The sequence below is a fragment of the Rhodoferax sp. LS1P39 genome (assembly GCF_056521425.1).
The window spans coordinates 142,214-162,202 of sequence record NZ_JBWMAV010000001.1 but is presented as its reverse complement, the minus strand read 5'-3'; the positions used below and the strand labels follow the sequence as shown (position 1 = coordinate 162,202).

The 19,989-nt window shown below is 62.3% G+C and carries 19 protein-coding genes; 3 read left to right on the top strand and 16 right to left on the bottom strand.

Going from position 1 to position 19,989, the window contains the following annotated elements:
* The first annotated feature begins 38 nt into the window (after positions 1-38).
* On the top strand, positions 39-1,202 hold the full coding sequence (gene proB, locus AC097O_RS00615; protein ID WP_479590813.1) for a glutamate 5-kinase: 1,164 nt from the start codon (positions 39-41) through the stop codon (positions 1,200-1,202).
* 3 nt (positions 1,203-1,205) lie between these two features.
* On the opposite strand, the gene AC097O_RS00610 is transcribed toward proB, so the two are convergent.
* The gene (locus AC097O_RS00610) at positions 1,206-1,817 is read right to left on the bottom strand and encodes an RNA pyrophosphohydrolase (protein WP_315244830.1); all 612 of its coding nucleotides are present in this window, start codon (positions 1,815-1,817) and stop codon (positions 1,206-1,208) included.
* Between the two features lie 103 nt (positions 1,818-1,920).
* Here AC097O_RS00610 and AC097O_RS00605 point away from each other — a divergent pair, with 103 nt between their 5' ends.
* Together AC097O_RS00605 and AC097O_RS00600 are read left to right on the top strand one after the other, a co-directional pair.
* A complete protein-coding gene (locus AC097O_RS00605; RefSeq protein ID WP_479590810.1) occupies positions 1,921-3,678 on the top strand; it encodes a proline--tRNA ligase in 1,758 nt (585 codons plus the stop codon).
* 55 nt (positions 3,679-3,733) lie between these two features.
* Entirely contained in the window at positions 3,734-4,312 is a 579-nt protein-coding gene (locus AC097O_RS00600; RefSeq protein WP_479591459.1) for a lytic transglycosylase domain-containing protein, read from the top strand.
* A 95-nt stretch (positions 4,313-4,407) separates the two neighbouring features.
* Here the strand turns inward: AC097O_RS00600 and AC097O_RS00595 are convergent, their stop codons facing one another.
* From AC097O_RS00595 to AC097O_RS00525, 15 genes are all read right to left on the bottom strand, one after another.
* On the bottom strand, positions 4,408-4,962 hold the full coding sequence (locus AC097O_RS00595) for an NUDIX hydrolase (protein WP_479590809.1): 555 nt from the start codon (positions 4,960-4,962) through the stop codon (positions 4,408-4,410).
* A 16-nt stretch (positions 4,963-4,978) separates the two neighbouring features.
* Positions 4,979-5,674, bottom strand: coding sequence for a fumarylacetoacetate hydrolase family protein (locus AC097O_RS00590; protein WP_479590807.1), 696 nt, complete (start codon positions 5,672-5,674; stop codon positions 4,979-4,981).
* 13 nt (positions 5,675-5,687) lie between these two features.
* Complete coding sequence (tolA, locus tag AC097O_RS00585; protein WP_479590804.1) at positions 5,688-6,680, bottom strand: cell envelope integrity protein TolA; 993 nt, start codon at positions 6,678-6,680, stop codon at positions 5,688-5,690.
* An 8-nt stretch (positions 6,681-6,688) separates the two neighbouring features.
* Complete coding sequence (gene tolR, locus AC097O_RS00580) at positions 6,689-7,108, bottom strand: protein TolR (RefSeq protein ID WP_295960785.1); 420 nt, start codon at positions 7,106-7,108, stop codon at positions 6,689-6,691.
* Between the two features lie 3 nt (positions 7,109-7,111).
* On the bottom strand, positions 7,112-7,822 hold the full coding sequence (gene tolQ, locus AC097O_RS00575; RefSeq protein ID WP_479590802.1) for a protein TolQ: 711 nt from the start codon (positions 7,820-7,822) through the stop codon (positions 7,112-7,114).
* Positions 7,819-8,220 (bottom strand): tol-pal system-associated acyl-CoA thioesterase, encoded by a 402-nt coding sequence (gene ybgC / locus AC097O_RS00570; RefSeq protein ID WP_479590800.1) that lies wholly within the window; start codon positions 8,218-8,220, stop codon positions 7,819-7,821. The genes tolQ and ybgC overlap by 4 nt, the downstream gene beginning before the upstream one ends.
* Complete coding sequence (locus tag AC097O_RS00565; protein ID WP_479590798.1) at positions 8,213-9,412, bottom strand: pyridoxal phosphate-dependent aminotransferase; 1,200 nt, start codon at positions 9,410-9,412, stop codon at positions 8,213-8,215. The genes ybgC and AC097O_RS00565 overlap by 8 nt, the downstream gene beginning before the upstream one ends.
* 10 nt (positions 9,413-9,422) lie before the next feature.
* A complete protein-coding gene (gene nusB / locus AC097O_RS00560) occupies positions 9,423-9,965 on the bottom strand; it encodes a transcription antitermination factor NusB (protein ID WP_479590796.1) in 543 nt (180 codons plus the stop codon).
* Positions 9,962-10,438, bottom strand: coding sequence for a 6,7-dimethyl-8-ribityllumazine synthase (gene ribH, locus AC097O_RS00555; RefSeq protein ID WP_479590794.1), 477 nt, complete (start codon positions 10,436-10,438; stop codon positions 9,962-9,964). Before ribH ends, nusB begins: the two co-directional genes overlap by 4 nt.
* 17 nt (positions 10,439-10,455) lie before the next feature.
* Positions 10,456-11,583 carry a bifunctional 3,4-dihydroxy-2-butanone-4-phosphate synthase/GTP cyclohydrolase II gene (gene ribBA / locus AC097O_RS00550; protein WP_479590792.1) on the bottom strand — a complete coding sequence of 376 codons (1,128 nt, stop codon included), beginning with the start codon at positions 11,581-11,583 and terminating at the stop codon, positions 10,456-10,458.
* A 130-nt stretch (positions 11,584-11,713) separates the two neighbouring features.
* On the bottom strand, positions 11,714-12,799 hold the full coding sequence (ribD, locus tag AC097O_RS00545) for a bifunctional diaminohydroxyphosphoribosylaminopyrimidine deaminase/5-amino-6-(5-phosphoribosylamino)uracil reductase RibD (protein ID WP_479591458.1): 1,086 nt from the start codon (positions 12,797-12,799) through the stop codon (positions 11,714-11,716).
* A gap of 67 nt (positions 12,800-12,866) precedes the next feature.
* Complete coding sequence (locus AC097O_RS00540) at positions 12,867-13,295, bottom strand: hypothetical protein (RefSeq protein WP_479590790.1); 429 nt, start codon at positions 13,293-13,295, stop codon at positions 12,867-12,869.
* 207 nt (positions 13,296-13,502) lie between these two features.
* Positions 13,503-13,988, bottom strand: a complete 486-nt coding sequence (locus tag AC097O_RS00535) for a type IV pilin protein (RefSeq protein ID WP_479589438.1) — start codon at positions 13,986-13,988, stop codon at positions 13,503-13,505.
* The gene (locus AC097O_RS00530) at positions 13,985-19,102 is read right to left on the bottom strand and encodes a pilus assembly protein (RefSeq protein WP_479590788.1); all 5,118 of its coding nucleotides are present in this window, start codon (positions 19,100-19,102) and stop codon (positions 13,985-13,987) included. The genes AC097O_RS00535 and AC097O_RS00530 overlap by 4 nt, the downstream gene beginning before the upstream one ends.
* A 168-nt stretch (positions 19,103-19,270) precedes the next feature.
* Positions 19,271-19,981 carry a pilus assembly PilX family protein gene (locus tag AC097O_RS00525; protein ID WP_479590786.1) on the bottom strand — a complete coding sequence of 237 codons (711 nt, stop codon included), beginning with the start codon at positions 19,979-19,981 and terminating at the stop codon, positions 19,271-19,273.
* Positions 19,982-19,989 lie beyond the last annotated feature (8 nt).

Here is a 19,989-nt window from a genome sequence, read left to right as displayed (position 1 = left end):
AGCTGCTCACGCTTATTCCATAAGCGCTACAGGCCTAAATGACACCTATTTTTGCTTCAACGGTATTGCGGGATGCCCGGCGCATCGTGGTCAAGGTGGGCTCCAGCCTGGTCACCAACGAAGGCCGGGGGCTGGACGAACAGGCCATCGGCGAATGGTGCCGCCAGTTGGCGGTGCTGGTCAAAGGCCTGGAGAACGCAGGCCAACCGGTGCGCCAGCGCGAGGTCATCATGGTCTCCAGCGGGGCCATCGCCGAAGGCATGAAGCGCCTGGGCTGGACCAACCGGCCCCGTGCTGTGCATGAGTTGCAGGCGGCCGCGGCGGTGGGCCAGATGGGCCTGGCGCAGATGTACGAAACCAAGCTGCGTGAAAACGGCCTGGGCAGTGCCCAGGTGCTGTTGACCCATGCCGATCTGGCCGACCGCGAGCGTTACCTCAACGCCCGCTCCACCCTGCTGACCCTGCTGCAGCACGGCGTGGTGCCGGTCATCAACGAGAACGACACCGTCGTCAACGACGAAATCAAGTTTGGCGACAACGACACCCTGGGTGCGCTGGTAGCTAACCTGGTCGAGGCCGACGCGCTGGTGATCCTGACCGACCAAAAGGGCCTTTTCACCGCCGACCCGCGCAAGGACACTACCGCCACCTTCGTCCACGAGGCCCATGCGGGCGACCCGGCGCTGGAAGCGATGGCGGGCGGCGCGGGCTCCAGCCTGGGGCGCGGCGGCATGATCACCAAGATTCTGGCGGCCAAGCGGGCGGCCGGCTCGGGGGCCTCCACCGTGATCGCCTGGGGTCGCGAGCCCGACGCGTTGGTGCGCCTGTCGCGCGGCGAAGCCATTGGTACTTTGCTGGTGGCGCAAACCCAGAAAACCCAGGCCCGCAAACAGTGGATGGCCGACCATCTGCAGATGCGCGGCGCGGTAACGGTAGATGCCGGTGCCGCCGCCAAGGTGCGCGATGGCGGCAAGAGCCTGCTGCCCATCGGCATGACGCAGGTCGAGGGTGATTTCTCGCGTGGTGACGTGATCGCCATCCTGGGCACCGACGGCGTGGCCATTGGCCGGGGCCTGGCCAACTACGCCAGTGCCGAGGCGCGGCTGATTTGCCGCAAGCCTTCGAGCGAAATCGAGAGCCTGCTGGGTTATGTGGCCGAAGCCGAGATGGTGCACCGCGACAACCTGGTGCTGTCGCGGTAATTTCTAGGGATGGCTGAGCTGCGGGTCCGGGTCGAAAGTGGCACCCGGTGGCAGCTCGAAATGCGCACCTTGCGCCTCTTCAAAGCAGCCTTCGCCCTCGCGGCCCCGCATATTGCTGCGCAGGAAGCGGTTGCGGTAGTCGCAGCGCGGCAAAAAGCGTGACAACTCGGTCAGCGCCATCTCGTACACGCCGCGTTTGAACTCCACCACCACGTCCAGCGGCACCCAGTAGTCGTTCCAACGCCAGGCATCGAACTCCGGGTGGGTGGTGGCGCGCAGATTCAGATCCCAGTCGTGCCCGACCAGTTGCAGTAAATACCAGATTTGTTTCTGGCCTTTGTAGTGGCCGCGTGCATCCCGACGGATGAAGCGGTCCGGCACCTCGTAGCGCAACCAGTCACGGGTGCGGGCCACAACGCGTACATGCTCAGGATGTAGACCTACTTCCTCGTGCAGTTCACGGAACATGGCCTGCTCGGGGGTTTCACCCCGGTCAATGCCACCCTGCGGAAACTGCCAAGAATGGGTACGTATGCGTTTGCCCCAAAATACCTGATTTCTCTGGTTGAGCAGGATGATGCCGACGTTAGGCCTAAAGCCTTCGCGGTCAAGCATAATCAAACCCCAATTTTTAAACTGTATCCATTATGCACAGCGATGCCTGTGTATCAAGCGATGCAGCCTGTTTTCCCGACCCCACTAGCCCTGAAACTCGCCCATGAAAGCCTCCCAGTTCCTCATTTCCACGCTCAAAGAAGCGCCATCCGATGCCGAGGTGGTCAGCCACCAGCTCATGACGCGGGCGGGCATGGTCAAAAAACTGGGCGCAGGCATCTACAGCTACATGCCCATGGGCCTGCGGGTGATCCGCAAGGTGGAAGCCATCGTGCGCGAGGAGATGAACCGCGCCGGTGCCATTGAGCTGGCCATGCCGGTGGTGCAGCCCGCCGAGCTGTGGCAGGAGACAGGCCGCTTCGAAAAGATGGGGCCCGAGATGCTGCGCTTCAAGGACCGCCATGAGCGCGACTACGTGATGCAGCCCACCAGCGAAGAAGTGGTGACCGACATCGCCCGGCAAGAATTCCGCAGCTACAAACAGTTGCCAAAAAACCTGTACCAGATCCAGACCAAGTTCCGCGACGAGCGCCGCCCCCGCTTCGGCCTGATGCGTGGCCGCGAGTTCACCATGAAGGATGCCTATAGCTTCGACCGCGACCCGGAGGCCGCCAAAGCCAGCTACCAAAACATGGCGCAGGCCTACCGCAAGATTTTTGACCGCTTCGGCCTGACCTACCGCGCCGTGGCTGCCGACAGCGGCGCGATTGGCGGCGACCTGAGCGAAGAGTTCCAGGTGATTGCCGCCACCGGTGAAGACGCCATCGTCTACTGCCCCACCAGCGACTACGCCGCCAACATGGAAAAGGCCGAGGCCCTGGCCCCCCAGGCTGCGCGCCCCGACCCCAGCCAGGCCCTGGCCAAGACCTCCACGCCCGACAAGAGCACCTGCGCTGCCGTGGCCGAGTACCTGGGCCTGCCGCTGAAGAATTCCGTCAAGTCGCTGGTGCTGGCCACCGAGCAGCTCGACGATAAAGGCGCAGTGGTCAAGGTACAGGTGTGGCTGCTGCTGCTGCGCGGCGACCATTCCATGAACGAGATCAAGGTCGCCAAAGTGCCGGGCCTGGGCGACGGCTTCCGCTTTGCCTCCATTCCAGAGATCGACGCGCACTTTGGCTGCCTGCCCGGCTACCTGGGCCCGCTGAACACCAAACTGCCCATCAAGCTGGTGGTCGACCGCGAAGTGGCCGTGATGGCCGACTGGGTCTGCGGTGCCAACGAGGCCGACTACCACTACACCGGCGTGAACTGGGGCCGCGACCTGCCCGAGCCCGACGCGATTGCCGACCTGCGCAACATCGTCGAAGGCGACCCATCGCCCGACGGCAAAGGCGTGCTGGCCATCGAGCGCGGCATCGAGATCGGCCATGTCTTCTACCTGGGCACCAAGTACAGCCAGGCCATGAACGCCAGCTTCCTGGACGTGAATGGCAAGCCGCAGTTCATGGAAATGGGCTGCTACGGCATCGGCATCACCCGCCTGCCTGCGGCGGCCATCGAGCAGAACCACGACGCACGCGGCATCATCTGGCCCGATGCGCTGGCACCGTTCACCGTGGTGGTCTGCCCTATCAGCCCCGACCGCAGCCCCGACGTGAAGGCCGCTGCCGACACGCTGTACGCCCAGTTGCTGGCGGTGGGCGTGGACGTGATCCTGGACGACCGCGGTGAGCGCCCCGGTGCCATGTTTGCCGACTGGGAACTGATTGGCGTGCCGCACCGCATCACCGTGGGCGACAAGGGCCTGAAAGACGGCCAGGTCGAGTACCAGCACCGCCGCGATGCCGCCGCCACCAAGGTGGCCGTGGCCGAGGTGTTTGCGTTTGTGCAGTCGCGGCTGGCACCCGCCACCGGAGCCTGACACCTTGGACCCGCGCAGCATGACCCGAAGAAATGCAGTCCTGCGCTCATGTGGCATGCTAGAGCTGCTATCAAATGTGGAGTTGGCGCACGCCGGAGGCCAGATCGAGGAACCCCTGGCCGATGCGGTGCGCGGGGCTTTGGGTTCGGCCATCCGCAACGCTGCGCCGCCCGTGCCCGAGTTCTCCAGCACCGATGCCCGCCTAGCCTATCTGCGCTGGTTGGCGGCCATGAGCGACCGCCTGCGGTCCAAAAAGCCCGATTGGGCGGTGCGCAGGGAATTTCTGGAAACCGTCTGGTACGAAACCCAGCGTGCTGGTCTGGACACCTCCCTGGTGCTGGGCCTGATCCAGGTGGAAAGCAATTTCCGCAAATTTGCCGTCAGCAGTGCGGGCGCACGCGGGTACACCCAGGTGATGCCGTTCTGGACCCGGGTGCTGGGCGATGGCGATGCGGGCAAGCTGTTCCACATGCAGACCAACCTGCGCTTTGGCTGCGTGATTTTGCGCCACTACCTGGACCGCGAGGGCGGCGACCTGTTCATGGGCCTGGGCCGCTACAACGGCTCACGGGGCAAAGCGCCGTACCCGGATGCGGTGCTGGCCGCCCGCAAGAACTGGCTGCTCACCGCGTAACCAGGGTTCCAGCCGCTGCGCAGGGGTTTATAAGCGTTTTAGGCCGTTCACGCTTATGGAGTAAGCGTGAGAAGCTATATAAATAATAGCAATTGCTACACCAGACTTTCGTGGTGTAAACCAAACTGGCCTGCCCGGCGGTCGGCAAAGTAATGCTTTAGGGTCTGTGACACGGTGCGAAAGGCAATCTCGTCCCAGGGAATCTCGGCCTCGGTGAACAGCCGGGCTTCGATGGTTTCAAAACCGGGGTCGAACACCTCGCTGAGCAGCTTGGCGCGGTAGTACAGGTGCACCTGGCCCACGTGGATGACGCTCATCACGCTGAACAAGTCTTGCATTTCAAACTGGGCACCGGCTTCTTCCACCGTTTCGCGGGCCGCTCCGTCGGCGGTGCTTTCGCCCAGCTCCATGAAGCCTGCGGGCAGGGTCCATTTGCCGTAACGCGGCTCGATGTTGCGCTTGCACAGCAGCACCCTGTCGCCCGTGGTGCCCCAGTGCGGCACGGTGCCGACCACGTTGATGGGGTTCTCGTAGTGCACGGCGTGGCAGGCGGGGCAGACCGCCCGCAGCTTGGTGTCGCCGTCGTCGGGCACGCGGTACGCCACGGCGGAGCCGCAGTCTTTGCAGAATTTGATGGGGCTGCGGTGCATGGCGATGGACCGCTTTTTAGACGATGCGCACGGTCAGGGGCTCCAGCCCGGCCACGCTGCCCGCCAGCGTGTCGCCGCGCACCACCGCACCCACGCCTTCGGGCGTGCCCGAGTAAATCAGGTCGCCAGGCTGCAATTCCCAGGCGGCAGACAGGTGTTCGATGGTCTCGGCAATGCTCCAGATCAGCTGGGCCACGGTGCTGCGCTGGCGCTCCTGGCCGTTGACCTGCAGGGCAATCTCGGCCTGTTCGACTTTGCCCGCCAGCGCCACCGGAGTGATGGGGCCAATGGGTGCGGACTGCTCGAAACCTTTGCCAATACACCAGGGTCGGCCCTGCTTTTTCATCTCGTTTTGCAGGTCGCGGCGGGTCATGTCCAGGCCCACGGCGTAGCCATAGATGTGCAGGTGCGCATCGGCCGCGGTGATGTTCTTGCCACCCTTGCCAATGGCCACCACCAGCTCGATCTCGTGGTGCAGGTTGCCGGTCAGCGTGGGGTAGGCCACGGAGCCGGTCTGGCCCGCCTCGACGGCCACTACGGCATCGGCAGGTTTCATGAAGAAAAACGGTGGTTCGCGCCCGGTGAAGCCCATTTCCTTGGCGTGCTCGGCGTAGTTGCGGCCCACGCAGTAGATGCGGTGTACGGGGAAGCGGGCAGGCTGGCCGACGACGGGGATGGAGACGACAGCAGGGGGCGAAACAACGTAGTCCATGGTTTTCCTGGGGTTAAAAATCGCGAGGCTTGAAGCCGATGATCATCGAAGACGGCACCCGGCCATCGTTGTCGCGGGGCATTGTTTGGGTCTTCTCGATGGCCTTGAGCACGGCATCGTCCCAGGCCTTGTTGCCACTGGGCTTGACCAGTTTGCTGCTCAGGATGGTGCCATCGGGCGAGAGCCGAATTTCGACTTCGGCTTTGGGGTTGCCTTCGAAATCGTCGGGAAACACGATGTTGGGCTTGACCTTGGCCACCACCTTGCCGCCGTAACCTGCGGAGGGTGCGGAGGATTGCAGTGCGCTGCCGGTGGCATTGGCCCCACCCGTCGCCCCAGCCATGCCGGCGATGCGTTTCAGGTTGTCCGCGCGTTGGGCTGCCAGGGCCTTGGCATCGGCCTGGGCACTGGCTTTTTCGGCGGCGGCTTTGGCTGCGTCTTTTGCGTCCTGGGTGGCTTTGGCTTTTTTGTCCAGCGCGTCCTGCTTGTCCTGGGCGGCTTTCTTGTCTTTCAGGCGCTTGTCTTCGGCGACTTTTTTATCGGCGGCTTCCTCGGCTTTCTCTTCGGCGATTTTGGCTTTCAGGGCCTTGTCTTTTTCAAGCTTGTCACGCTTGGCCTTTTCGGCTTTATCCGCTTTCTCTTGCTGCGCCTGCTCCAGCTTTTCGGCTTCGCGCTTCTTTTTGGCGCGCTCCAGGGCGATGTCGGCATCTTTTACGTCTGGCGCGGGCGGGGGCGGCTGGACCTTGGCCACGGGCGGCGGTGGGGTGGGCCGGGGTGCTTCGGCGGGTGGCGGCGGGGGCACGTCCACCGCCTTGGGCGCGGCCATTTGCACCGAGGAGGACCAGAGTTCGGCCTCTACCGTGGCGCTCTCGGTCTGCTTCCACTGCACGTTGATCACCAGCGCCACCAGCAACAGGCCGTGGGCCAGCAGGGCCAGGCCCAACGCCCGCACCATGCCGGGGGGCTGGGGCGGGGCGAGGTTGAGCGTGTCCTGGGCGGCGTGCATGGCGGAATTTATTTGCCGAGCTGGACCGACAGGCCTACGCGCTGGATGCCTGCGCGCTGCAAGGTGTCCATCACCTTCACTACCGATTCGTACTTGACGTTGCGGTCGGCGCTGATGACCACGGGTACGCTGGCATCGCCGTCTTGCGCGGTTTTCACGGCGCTGGCGACATCGCTTTTGCCCAGTTTGGTGGTTTTGCTTTTCTGGGTGAGCTCCAGCGACTCGTCCTTGGCGATGACGATCTGGATCACCCGGTCGGGCTGCTTGCCCGCCTTGCCGACGCTGGGCAGATCGACCACGCTGGGGGTGATCATGGGCGCGGTGACCATGAAGATGATCAGCAGCACCAGCATCACGTCGATGAAGGGCACCATGTTGATCTCGTTGATGGTGCGCCGTCCGCGCCCCCGTGACACCATGCTGGCCATGGCTTAGTGCCCCGCAGACGTGGCAGGCGACTGGGCCGCCACGTTGCGCTGCAAGATGTTGGAGAACTCTTCGATGAAGGTCTCCAGCCGGATGGCGGTGCGGTCGATGTCGCGGGCAAAGCGGTTGTAGGCCACCACGGCGGGAATGGCCGAGAACAGGCCGATGGCGGTGGCCACCAGCGCCTCGGCAATGCCGGGGGCCACGGTGGCCAAGGTGACCTGCTGCATGCTGGCCAGCCCGGTGAAGGCGTGCATGATGCCCCAGACCGTGCCAAACAGGCCCACGTAAGGCGACACCGAGCCGACCGAGGCCAGAAAGGACAGGCTGGACTCGATCACGTCCATCTCACGCTGGTAGCTGGCGCGCATGGCGCGGCGGGCACCGTCCATCAGGGTGCCGGGGTCGGCAATACGGCGCTCGCGCAGTTTTTGGTATTCGCGCATGCCGCTGGCAAAAATGCGTTCCATCGGGCCTGCATCCTGGCCGTTTTGGGCGTTGCGCGAGGCGGTGTTGAACAGGTCGTTCAGGCTGGTGCCCGACCAGAAGTCGCGCTCGAAGTTTTCGTTCAGCGACTTGACTTTGCCCAGCGCAATCAGCTTGCGAAAAATCGCTGCCCAGCTGGAGATGGACACCACCACCAGCAGCAGCATCACCAGTTGCACCACGATGCTGGCATTCAGCACCATGGTCCAGATCGACAGGTCTTGGGTCATTGCAAAATTTCTAAAAGAGGGGCCGGAATGCGGTCGGATTTGAGGGTGTCGTAGCGCACCCAGCACAGGCGGATGCTGCCTTCACACAGCACCGTGCCATCCAGAATGGCCTGCTGTGTGATTGTGAGTGTGGATCGGCCGATTTGTTCCAGCTGGGCTGTCACCATGAGCTGGTCGTCCAGCCGGGCCGAGCGCAGGTATTTCACCGTGGTCTCGGCCACCACGAACATGCCGCCGCTGCTGTCCTTCAGGGTGCTTTGGTGGATGCCCAGCGAGCGCAGCCATTCGGTGCGGGCGCGCTCAAAGAACTTCAGGTAGTTGGCGTAGAAGACGATGCCACCGGCATCGGTGTCTTCCCAGTAAACGCGGATGGGGTGGGTGAAGGTGTTGTCAAGCATGGGAGTGTGGTTTCAGCATGTCGCGCAGGCGGGCGATGGCGGTGTGCAGGTTCTGCATCGAACTGGCGGTGGAAAAGCGCAGGAACTTGTGGGTGTCGGCACTGCCGAAGTCGCGGCCTGGGGTGACGGCCACGTGGGCGCGGTGCAGGATTTCATAGGCCAGGTCCCAGCTATCCTTGATGCCCAGTTTGCTGCAAATTAAAGAGCAGTCTGCCCAGGCATAGAAAGCGCCATCGGGCATTTCTGGCACCAAGAATCCAATATCGTTCAGGGCCGGAATGAAGTAGTCGCGCCGGGCTTTGAACTCGGCGCGGCGGCGCTCGAACTCGGCGATGCTGTCGTCTTCAAAGCAGGCCAGCGCGGCATGCTGGGCAATGGTGCTGGGGCAGATGAACAGGTTTTGCGCAATCCGCTCCACCACTGGCACCAGCGCCTCGGGTACCACCAGCCAGCCGAGCCGCCAGCCGGTCATGTGGAAGTATTTGCTGAAGCTGTTGATGCTGATGATCTGGTCATCGATAGCCAGCGCGGTCTGGCCAAAGCGGTCGTCATGGCTCAGGCCCAGGTAGATCTCGTCCACCAGGGTGATGCCACCGTGGGCTTGCACCACGCTGTGGATGCGGCGCAGTTCGGCGGGGTCGATGGAGGTGCCGGTGGGGTTGGAGGGCGATGCCAGCAGCACGCCCCGGGTCTTTTTGTTCCACGCGGCGGCCACCATGTCGGCGCTGAGTTGGTAGCGGTCGGCTGCGGTGGTGGGCAGCAGCACGGCTTTGCCATCGGCAGCCGACACGAAATGCCGGTTGCAGGGGTAGCTGGGGTCGGGCATCAGGATTTCGTCGCCTGTATCGATCAGCGCCAGGCAGGCGAGCTGCAGCGCGGCCGATGCCCCGGCAGTCACCACGATGCGGCTGGCGGGCACCTCCACACCAAATCGGCTGGTGTACCAGGCGCTGATGCGTTCGCGCAGGGCCAGCAGGCCGGTGGCCTGGGTGTACTGGGTGCTGCCGCTGTGGATGGCCTGCACGGCGGCGGCCTGCACCAGGGGCGGGGCGGTGAAGTCGGGTTCGCCGATGTTCAAGAACACCATGGGCCGGTCGGTGTGGGCCACCTTCTGGGCCAGCTCGGACGCGGCCTTGGCCACCTCCATCACGTAAAACGGCTCGATGGCCTGTGCGCGCCGGGAAATCCGCATCCGTAGCGCCTTATTCGGACCGGGTTTTGCCAGCCTTGTCCGCCTCGACCTCGAGTGCGCGCAGGCTTGGGGCCAGCCCATTCAGGATGCCGTTGACGTATTTGTGGCCGTCGGTACCGCCAAATTCCTTGGCCAGTTCGATGCATTCGTTCAAGACCACGCGCCAGGGCACGTCCAGGCAGTTGCGCATCTCGTACACGCCGATCCACATCACCGAGCGCTCGACCGGCGAGATTTCTTCCAGCTTGCGGTCCAGCAGGGGAACGATCAGTGCGTCCAGCTCGGCAGATTGCTCGATGCAGCCGTGCAGCAGCGCGTCGTAATGCACCGAGTCGGCTTTGTGGAAACCGGCCAGGTCGCGGGTGAAGTGGTCGATGGATTCGGCATCGTTGCGGCCCACCAGGTGCTGGTAGAGCGCTTGCAGGGCAAACTCGCGGGCGCGGCTGCGGTCGGACTTGGCGGCGGCTTTGCGCACGCCGGTGTCGGTCAGGCCGCTGCGGGATTGGCGCGGACGCTTGGGTGCGGAGGAGGATGGGGTGTCGGGGTTGGTCATGCCAATTGCTCTAGTAAATTGGCCATTTCCACCGCGACGCGGGCAGCGTCTGTGCCCTTGTCGGTTTGGCGGGCCACGGCTTGCGCCAGGTTTTCGGTGGTGATGATGGCGTTGGCAATCGGGATTTGGTAGTCCAGCCCGATGCGGGTCACGGCGCTGCCGGATTCATTGGCCACCAGCTCAAAGTGGTAGGTTTCGCCCCGGATGATGCAGCCCAGGGCCACCATCGCGTCGAACTGCTCGGTTTCGGCCAGGGCTTGCAGGGCCAGCGGCACCTCCAAAGCGCCGGGCACTTGCACGTGCTGGATGTTGTCGGCCTGCACGCCCAGGGCGGCCAGTTCGGCCTTGCAGGCATCGGCCAGGGCGTTGGTGATGCTGGCGTTAAAGCGGGCCTGCACGATGGCGATGCGCAGCTTGCTGCCGTCCATGCGCGGGTCTTGGGCGGCTAGTGCGCCTTGGTCTGCTTGCTGCATAGGTTTTCCTTGTGTTCTTATTGTGGTGACAGGTAGCCAACGGTTTCCAGCCCGTAGCCAGTGAGGCCAGGGCTGCGACGCGGGCTGCCCATGAGCTGCATTTTGTGCACACCGCAGGCCAGCAGAATTTGCGCGCCGATGCCGTAGGTGCGCAGGTCCATCTGGCCACGCTCGGGGGCCTGGGCGGGGCGGGCGGTGCCGTCAAACTGGGCCAGCAGGTCGGCGGCGCTTTCACCACAGTTCAGCAGCACGGCCACGCCCTGGCCCTGCGCGGCGATATGGCGCAGGCTGGCATCCAGGCTCCAGGAGTGCAGGCTGCGGTTGACTTCCAGCACATCCAGCACCGACAGCGGTTCGTGTACACGGGCAGGCACGGTGTCTTGGGGCTGCCAGCTGCCTTGGACCAGCGCCAGGTGCACGCCCTGGCTGGGCTTGTCGCGGAAGGCGTGGGCGGTGAAGCTGCCAAAGGCGGTTTCGATCTGGCGGCTGCCCATTTTCTCGATCAGCGACTCGTTGCGGCTGCGGTACTCGATCAGGTCGGCGATGGTGCCGATCTTCAGGCCGTGCTGGGCGGCAAAGATTTGCAGATCCGGCAGGCGGGCCATGGTGCCGTCGTCGTTCATTACTTCGCAAATGACCGATGCGGCGCTGCAACCTGCCATTACCGACAGGTCGCAACCGGCTTCGGTATGGCCCGCGCGCATCAGCACGCCGCCGTCCACCGCCTGCAAGGGGAAGATGTGGCCGGGTTGCACCAGGTTGGCGGCGACAGCATTGGGGGCCACGGCGGCTTGCACGGTGCGGGCACGGTCGGCGGCAGAGATGCCGGTGGTCACGCCCTCGGCGGCTTCGATGGAGACGGTAAATGCCGTGGCGTGCTTGGCACCATTGCGGGCCACCATGGGCGGCAACTGCAGGCGCTCGCACAGCGCACGCGACAGGGTCAGGCAGATCAGGCCACGGGCATGGCGGGCCATGAAGTTGATGGCCTCTGCCGTGATGTGGTCGGCGGCAATCACCAGGTCGCCTTCGTTTTCGCGGTCTTCTTCATCGACCAGGATCACGATGCGGCCCGCGCGCATGTCGGCCACGATGTCTTCGACAGGGGAAATGGATACCGGCTGGAGGGGGGAGGGCGATGTCATAGGGTGCAATTTTGATAACCGAAGCGTCTGGGTATGCGCTGCGTGGGGGTTGCAAACCGCGCGGGTGTGCGGGCAACGCTTGCAAAGCCGGTAATTATCGTCGCAATTGCCCGTCGCCTGGCCTGTCGGGTCAGAACTGGTCGCGGCCAGGGATGCGTGCGGTGATGCGGATATCCGGACCCACCAGGCCGACCGAGGTGAACTGCAGCGGCACGGCATCCGACAGGCCTGCCAGGGGCAGGAGCCGGGCCATATCCAGACCCGGGCCGACCAGTTTGGGGGCCAGATAGACCAGAAATTCGTCCACCAGGCCGGCCTGGATGAGTGCACCGTTAAGGATGTGGCCGGCCTCCACATGCACTTCGTTGATCTCGCGCCGGGCCAGTTCGTGCAGCAGGGCTGTCAGATCGACCCGGCCCGCTGCGCCGGGCAGGTGCAGCACGGTGGCCCCGACGGCCTCCAGGGCCTGTTTTTTAATATCATTTTGGCTGCTGGCGCTTATAAATACAGCACGACCAGCTATAAAAATAGAAACATCGGGTGGTGTCTCCAGTCGACTGTCTACCACCACCAGATGGGGCTGCCGGGGGGTGTTGACCAGCCGAGCATCGAGTGTGGGCCGGTCTTTCAGCACGGTGCCAATGCCGGTCAGGATGGCGCAGGCACGGGCACGTGAGGTGTGGCCGTCGGCGCGGGCGGCGGGGGAGGTGATCCACTGGCTGTCGCCGTTGGCCAGGGCGGTGCGGCCATCGAGCGAGGCGGCGATTTTCATGCGCACCCAGGGCATTTTGCGGACCATGCGGCTGAAAAAGCCGAGGTTGAGTTCGCGTGCTTCGGCAGCGCCAGGGCCGACTTCCACCTCTACACCGGCTGCGCGCAGGCGGGCAAAGCCATTGCCAGCCACCTGCGGGTTGGGGTCGGCGATCGACGCGACGACTTTGCGGATGCCTGCGGCCGCCAGGGCATCGCAGCAGGGGCCCGTACGGCCCTGGTGGGAGCAGGGCTCCAGGGTGACGTAGGCGGTGGCTCCCTGGGTGCTGTGGCCCAGCGCAGCGGCATTGCGCAGAGCCATCACCTCGGCATGGGGGCCGCCTACGCGCTGGGTGTGGCCCTGGCCCAGGATCTGGCCCTGGGCATCCACGATCACGCAGCCCACCGCCGGGTTGGGCGGGGCCAGCAGGCGGGCTTGGGCGGCCTGGTCCAGGGCATGGCGCATCCAGTGCGGGTGGGGTGTTTCGGTCACGGAGTGCATTCCTAAAGTGTGGGCGTATACGGGCTGCGCATTATTCACGGCTGACGACCAGCTCCAGTCGGCGCACGCTGGGCACCGCTACATGGTTGAGCAGTGCGGGTTGCAGGCGGGTTTGCCGCAAGTTGGACAAGGCTTTGTGTACCAAATCCGCATCGGTCTGAGAGGCATCCAGCAAGTCCCACTGGTCGATCGTGCCTTGTGCCGATATCCAGAGTTGTATGTTTACCCGCAGCGTTGTGTCCCTGGGCAGGCTGTCGGGGTTGATCTCCCAGTCGCCAAGGGGGGTCGCGGCCTGGTCTACGGCATCAATCGGCAAATAGCCTTGCAGTGACGGACTGGCGGGGACTGGGGGAGGGTCTTCTGCAGCGGCGGGCTCAGGCGGGACCACTGCGGCTGGAGGTGGCTGGGGTGTGACCGGTGTATTGGGTGGTGCAGGCGCTTCGGGGGAAGGGCCAGGCACTGGTGTGGTGGCGGTGGTGTGGGTATCGGCATCTGGGATTAGCCGGGCCTGGACCACTGACTCCTGGTGAAGCAGCGCTATGCGCTTCTCCGGTGCGGGGGGCGACAACACAGCCAGGGCAACCCAATGGAGTGCCACCGATCCCAGGCAGGCACCTACCCATCGGCGCAAGCCCTGGTGCGGGCGAAGCGGCTGCGTTGCCAGCCTTTATCTCCAGCAGTAGGCAATGGCGGAGCTGAGGTCAGATCCGGCTTTGGCTGTGTAGGTGCCCGCCTCGATACTGCGCCGACCCAGGTTGTCCACGGTCATGTTGCCGCAGCGGTCTGCGGCCATGCTGGAGCCGGTTTTGCGCGTAGCGGTGATGGTATAGGCCGTGCGAGGGCTGGAGGCTGCGACGGCGACGGCAATGTCGTAGTACTTGGCGGAGGGCAGGGCGGCCATTTGTGCCGGGAACTGGCTACTGTGCGTGACGGCCACGCCACCACTATTCTGGTCGTAGCGAAAGTTTTCTGAATAAAACCGTTCCATCCACTGCTGGCCGCCCATCAGGGCGGTTTGCGCATCGGCCCGGCGACCACGCGCTACCTGCTCGGTATAGCTGGGCAATGCGATGGCCGTCAGTATGCCGATCACCGCAACGGTGATCATCAGCTCGATCAGGGTAAAACCCTGCTGGGCTTTCAATTGCTTCATTTGTCCGTCCTTAGTCCAGGGATCTCGCGCCACTGCACGCGGCCCAGCGGGTTGTAACACAGGGCACGGCTATCGTCGCCGCTGACGATCGCCAGCACTTTGCTGCCAGGCGGGCAGGTGGCCTCTACCCTGCAAATGCCATTGTTGCAGTCGGTACTGGTGCAGCCTGCTGCACCCTCTACACAGGTCGTCGGCTGGAATGGGGAGGACGAACGGTTGTTAACCGTGACCCATTTTTGGCTCAGTACTGCGCTGCCCGCGACCAAGGTGCCGTCCGACATCAGGCCTTGGGCTTTGCGCGTGGGTATGCCAGCGATAGGGTCAATGATGTAGAGGGTGATATCGGGGGTGTCGTAGCAACTTTCGGTCCCCGATTTCTTGCGGATGGTGGGGAAGATCAGGTAACCCGCTTGCACATCGGGGTCGGCCACCAGCATTTCTGACAGGTTGGGTGTGCTCGGCGGTGCCGAAGCACCGGGGAAGTTGAAGTACCAGCCGTCTTTGGCGGTCCAGTCGATGGCCGTGTAGGTGGATACCCCGCCTGTGGTGGTGTTGGGGGTCGCCGTTACTTGTCCCGCAGAGTCGCGGGTATAGGAACGGGTCACCATGGTGGAAAGGTCCGCCTTGACCATGGGTCCGGTACCGGAAGCAGCGCTGACGGCAAAAGATGGGCGATCCCAGACACCGAAGAAGCGCTGCGGCACCGAGACCTTGGGGTAGTCGGTGGACTCCAGGGAACTGCCCGTTCCAAAGTTGATGATCACACCGTCAAAAGCGGGGTACACGTACTCTGGAGCCGACACGATCGGCAAAGGGGTCACCGTAGTGGTGGTGCCCGATGTGGCGCTGAACTGTGCGGTAAACAGAGGCCGGTTGACGTTCCCACTGCCTTTGTAGGCGACCTTCCAGTTGGTGGTCAGGACGTCGCTGATGTCAAATTTCCACAGGTTGCCCTTAAGGTCGCCAGCGTACACCGCATCGGCGGTGCCGTTGTTGTCGCGGTCTAGCCAGGTCACGCCCATCAGGCCATTTTTGTCGGTGCCTGTGCGGACAGTAGCGTCCGCCACCAGTTTGACATATCGGCCTGTCCAGACACCCGTGGCGCTGGCGGGACCATCTACCAACAGAATGAACAGCGCGGCCTTGCCATCGATAGACTGGTAGCCATTGCCCATCACTAGTCCAAATTGACCGTTGTTCAGTTTCACCACGGGCATGGCCTGCCGGGTGTTGGCATTGACGGCGATGTCGTTGATCTGGTAGCCCAGATCGCGGTCGTCATCGCTGGTAAATTGCCACTTGAAAATGCTGCTGGGGTTGCTTTCGCCGGCAACCAGCACGCTGGGGTCGGTGACGTCCAGGGCATACACCCCCCGTCCGCCGCGCCCCAGGCTGCCAAACAGCATGGTCTTCCAGGTACCGGTCTCAGCCACAGCGCCTACCGCCGGCACGATGTTGGTTTTGACATCTGCAGTGAAAGGGTTGCCATCCACATAGGCCCATACGGTACTGGTGGGTTGCACTTCTGGGGAGTTGGTGGTGAAGTTGGCCCCGAGTACGCGGGTTCTGGCGATGGTGCCGCGCTGCATCGGAATCTCGTTCAACCGGTTGGCCAGCATGCCTGGAACGTAGGCAAACACTTCTCTGCCGCCCGTGGGGCAAACGGTGCCACCGGGCTCGGCGCAAAACGCGTGCAGCATGCCATCATTGGCCGATACCCACAGCAGCTTTTCGCGGTTCATATTATTTTGGTCGTTGGCAAAATCTCTGTAACCTGGGCTCTGGTACTCAAGGAAATTGGCTGCCGGCGGACCTTGCACCCAGGGGGTGGCGTTGACCACCGGTCCCAGCAGGTTGTTACCCCGTTCGCGCAGACCGGTGGAAGCACCTTCCAGCGACTGGTCGCCTCGCATGTAGTTCAGTACCCGCTCGGCATTGGTGGTGTTGAGTGTGTTGGTGCCGCTGGTGGTCATCTGGGTGACATACCCGGTAGGGAGATCGGCCCAGCGAAAGCGCATGGCGGCGGTGGTGTTGGTGGTGCTGGTGTTGCCAAAGTTGGTGATGATCTGGCGCGAATGGCCTGGCAGGTTGGGCGACACGTAGTCGGTGTTGGCGCGGGTTTTCAGCATGCTGCCTGCATCCCAGGTGGCGGTTGTGTTGAAGGCCCCGTCGTCGTTCAGCATGTAAGCGACTACATCACCGGTCACTGTAGTGGAGTCAAATCTAGCAACATATTTGTAGCTACCGGCGGTTAGTTGGCCAGACGTGGTGGCCGGTGCAGCGTTGGCATTTTTGGCCAGACTGTCCAGCGCCTTGCGCAACTGCGCTTCCAGCAAATCCGGGCGGCGGGCCAAGAAGTAGCCATCCGGTAAACCATCTGCCCCAGCAGTACCGTCTACATTGGTCTTGTCCCAGGACTCCACCGACGGTGGCATGGCCACATCGGTGTAGGTGTTGTCGTTGTTTTTGGTGCTGGAGTCAAAGTCGCCGTACTTGGCTGCATACAGCAGGGGGTCTTCGATCAGAGCACCGGCAGACCCACTCATGCGGAACGTCAAAGATACGGGGTAGTCGGCATTTTTGACAGTGCAGTAGTCGTTCGCACTGGGAATGCCGGGGTCACCGGTGGCTCCGTTGCCGGTGACATTGCAGACGTTGCCGGAGTATCTGCCCGCAAACCCGGGGCTATACAACGCCAGATTTCTGTAGGTGGTGTTGAGGGGGCACAGGGCACCAGCGGGGCCGCACACGGTGGGGTTCCCCTGGTTATCTACAGGACTGCGCAAATCACGGTAATTGGTATCGCCACAAAGGTACTCGCTGGTAGGTGGCATACCGCTCAAAATGCCACCGCTGTAATGCTGGTGCGTCAGGTAACGGCCATTGGCACTGGTGCCCAACTGGTTGTTGACCCCAATGATGCTGAAGCCGTGGGTAGCTGCGCCGCCACCGCACACGCCAGGGATATCGGTAGTGATCTTGATGTCGTAGGTGACGGGGGTAGTGGCGTTGGTGATGATGTCGTAACGCAAATAGCCCACCACATCCATGTCGTAGTCCCCGCCCATCAAAATGTCGTTCCAGGTCACGATGAAGGCTCCGTGGGTTGAATCGGCGCTGATGGACGCAAATGTCAGTGGCGCGCTGATGCCACCGCCTGACTGGATGCTTTCTGGCGTGATATAGACGTATTTGGCGGGGTTGGTGACAGGGTTTGTGCCTGTGCCCGGTACCAGTACATCGACTCGGGGGGCTCCACCGGTGAGCGATGCCGCCAGGGTTTTGACCTTGAGCGCATTTTTCACGTACTTCAGATCGCTCGGCGGATTGGTGATGGTGCGGATTTTGGCGGTATTGCCGTACAAGGCCGCCCCGGCTACATGGTAGGTACCACCCATGGCTGGGGTTTCTGGGCAAATGCCGGTGACATTCGATAGATTGCCGACCCGCTTGGCCGAGCAGGATGATCCATATGCCAAGGTGGTGGAGCCGATGGAGCGGTCTGTATTGTTGATGCCCTCTGCGTCGCCAATTGCGTCGGTGTAGCCCGCCAGCGTTTTTGTTGTGTTGGGCAAGAGGGTGAAGGCCGCATTGGCCTCCATGTCAAAACTCAGGCTGCTGCTGGACAGCAGCAAGGTGTTGAGTGGGCGACAAATTGAGTTGCCATAGAGATTAGTGCGGGTGGTGTTGCTGGTGGACAAGGGGTCGCTCCAGCTTTTGGTGGGCAGACCCAGGGTGTTGTCTTTGGTCGTGGTGGTGGGGTTTATCGCGGCGGGCGATGAGCCGTTATAGGCGTAATACCGCAGGGTTTGCACCAACATTTCGCCAATGGGGTTACCCCAAGACGAAAGTGTGCCTTGCCCGACAGAGCTGGGCGTGCCCGCAGCACCGTAGCTACGGCTGCTGCGGTCGTTCAGTAGCATGGCATCGAACGCCTTGATGGCACCCTGGCCGGTGGCACGCCCGTCCGGAGAAGCCAGGTTGGCTGCGCAGCCTGAACTGCTGGCGTGGCAAAAAACGCCGGTGCTGGGGTTGATCTCATCGGCAAAATCTCCCATGTTTTTGCGCAAGGCACCGGCTGTGTAATTTTCACTGTAGTTGCCGCTGATAACGCCAAACTCGGCCCGTGCAGCGGTACCGGCCGGCGCATAGCCAAATTCCTGAAACAGTCCATAGGGCTTCAGGTTGGTGGTGGAGTCTGACGGGAAAGCCTGGCAGCGTTCTTCGCCAATCAAGGTGGGGTCGCACACCTTCACCCGCACGGTCAGTTCAGGGCCAATGCTTCCATATTTAGCACCATCCGTGCTGATGGAAGGAATGGTGACTTCATGCGAAATACCTTGGTCATCGGAATTTTTGTAATACCTAGCGAGTTTGGGACCAAAGGTGCCGGAGCTATAGGTGTCGCGCCATTGGCAAACCTCATATTCGACCGTGGCCCAAAACCGCACATTGCCGCGCACCATACGCATGATGGGGGCGGCGGTATTGGTGGCATCGTTGGTGCCGAGGTTGCAGATACTCAGTCCTGCATAAATACCTGAATTAGCGGTGGTGTAGCCGGAGGGTGTGCCGTTTGTTTTGGTAAGGCTCGCCACAGTAAAAGGCGTGTAGTCGCGAATGTCGGTACCCTTGTAGTACTTGACGAACGAATGCGCATCCCAGTTCATGGGCGTGCGTTCCAGCACGGTACTGCCATTGGTGTCGGTGCTGCGCCTGCCGCCATAAAGCATTTTGCGCACCACGTCCATGCGCGTCATGCTCGACCAATTGAGAAAATTACCACTCCAATAGCTTTGGCTGGCGCTGCAACTGTATTTTTCTAAGGTTTTGGTGCTGTTAACCCCATTCACCGTGACGGTGACCGTGGAGGTGGTGATAGTTGCCAGCGCGGCGGGGTTGAATTGCTTGTCCGTATTGTCATAGGCGTAGCACTTGGTCGGGTCAAAGTACCCGTAGTATTTGAAGGTGGGTTTGAAGGTGGTATCGATGGTGCCGTCGTCGTCCAGATCTTCAAAGTCGGTGTAGACCGGGCCAAACATGCTGTGGTCTTTGGACGCGGCCAGCATGATCATCGGGCGGTTGGAGGCCGTGGTGACGTTGGGTGGAATCAAGGGCCGCGGCGCAGACACTTCAACGGGCGTTGCGTTTGCGGGCAAAACTCCTAACAGGGCCGCAGCCACAAATAGGCACTGGGGTAGGGTGCGGGCTATTGAATGCATAAAAACTCCAGAAAATCGTTCATGTTGGCCGGCGCACCGTACCCGGGTGTATCTGCGCTGTTAAGGCAGATAGATAGACTGCACTACGACCTGGGTGCGTGGCGTGTAACCAAAGCCACGTGCCGTGATGCGGTACATGTCTTTTTCTTGCTGACCGGGAACTGCGCGCTTGAAGTACTCGATCAGGTATTCGGGCTGTACCGAGACGCCTTTGATCGCCACTGCGCCGGTGTAAGTGCCCAGGGGTACACCCCCTTTGAAGGTTGTGCAGTTGGCTTGATCTACAGGGGTTCTGCCGGGCTTGGTGACCGTAGTCCCATTGAAGTCATTTACCCATTGACCGCCCTTACCCGTAGGCCACCAAGGTTCACCGCCGTTGGATGCGTTGGCAGAGGTCCATTGGTAGTTCGCATACTGCGCGTCGGTACGTACGCATAGACCTTTGTCGCAGGTGGGGGTGAAGTCGATGGCGATCAATTTGCGGGTTCGCGTACACGACAGGCCCGCAAGACTACTGGGTTTAACTGCCCAAGCCGTTTGAATAAGCCCCGAATTTTCGATATCCCGTTCGGCATCGCGCAGAGCAGACTCTGCCGCCTGCCGTGCAACTTCCATGTCTTGCTGGTTGCGGGCCATGCCTTCACCCAGCATGGACTGGCGCGCCGCCCATACCGTGATACCGGTAATGGCGACCAAAAAAAGCAGCACCATGACCAAGGCCACCCCCTTTTGGGGGCGTGGGCGCGGCGTGAGGTTTGTGGACCGTGTCATGTTGGGAG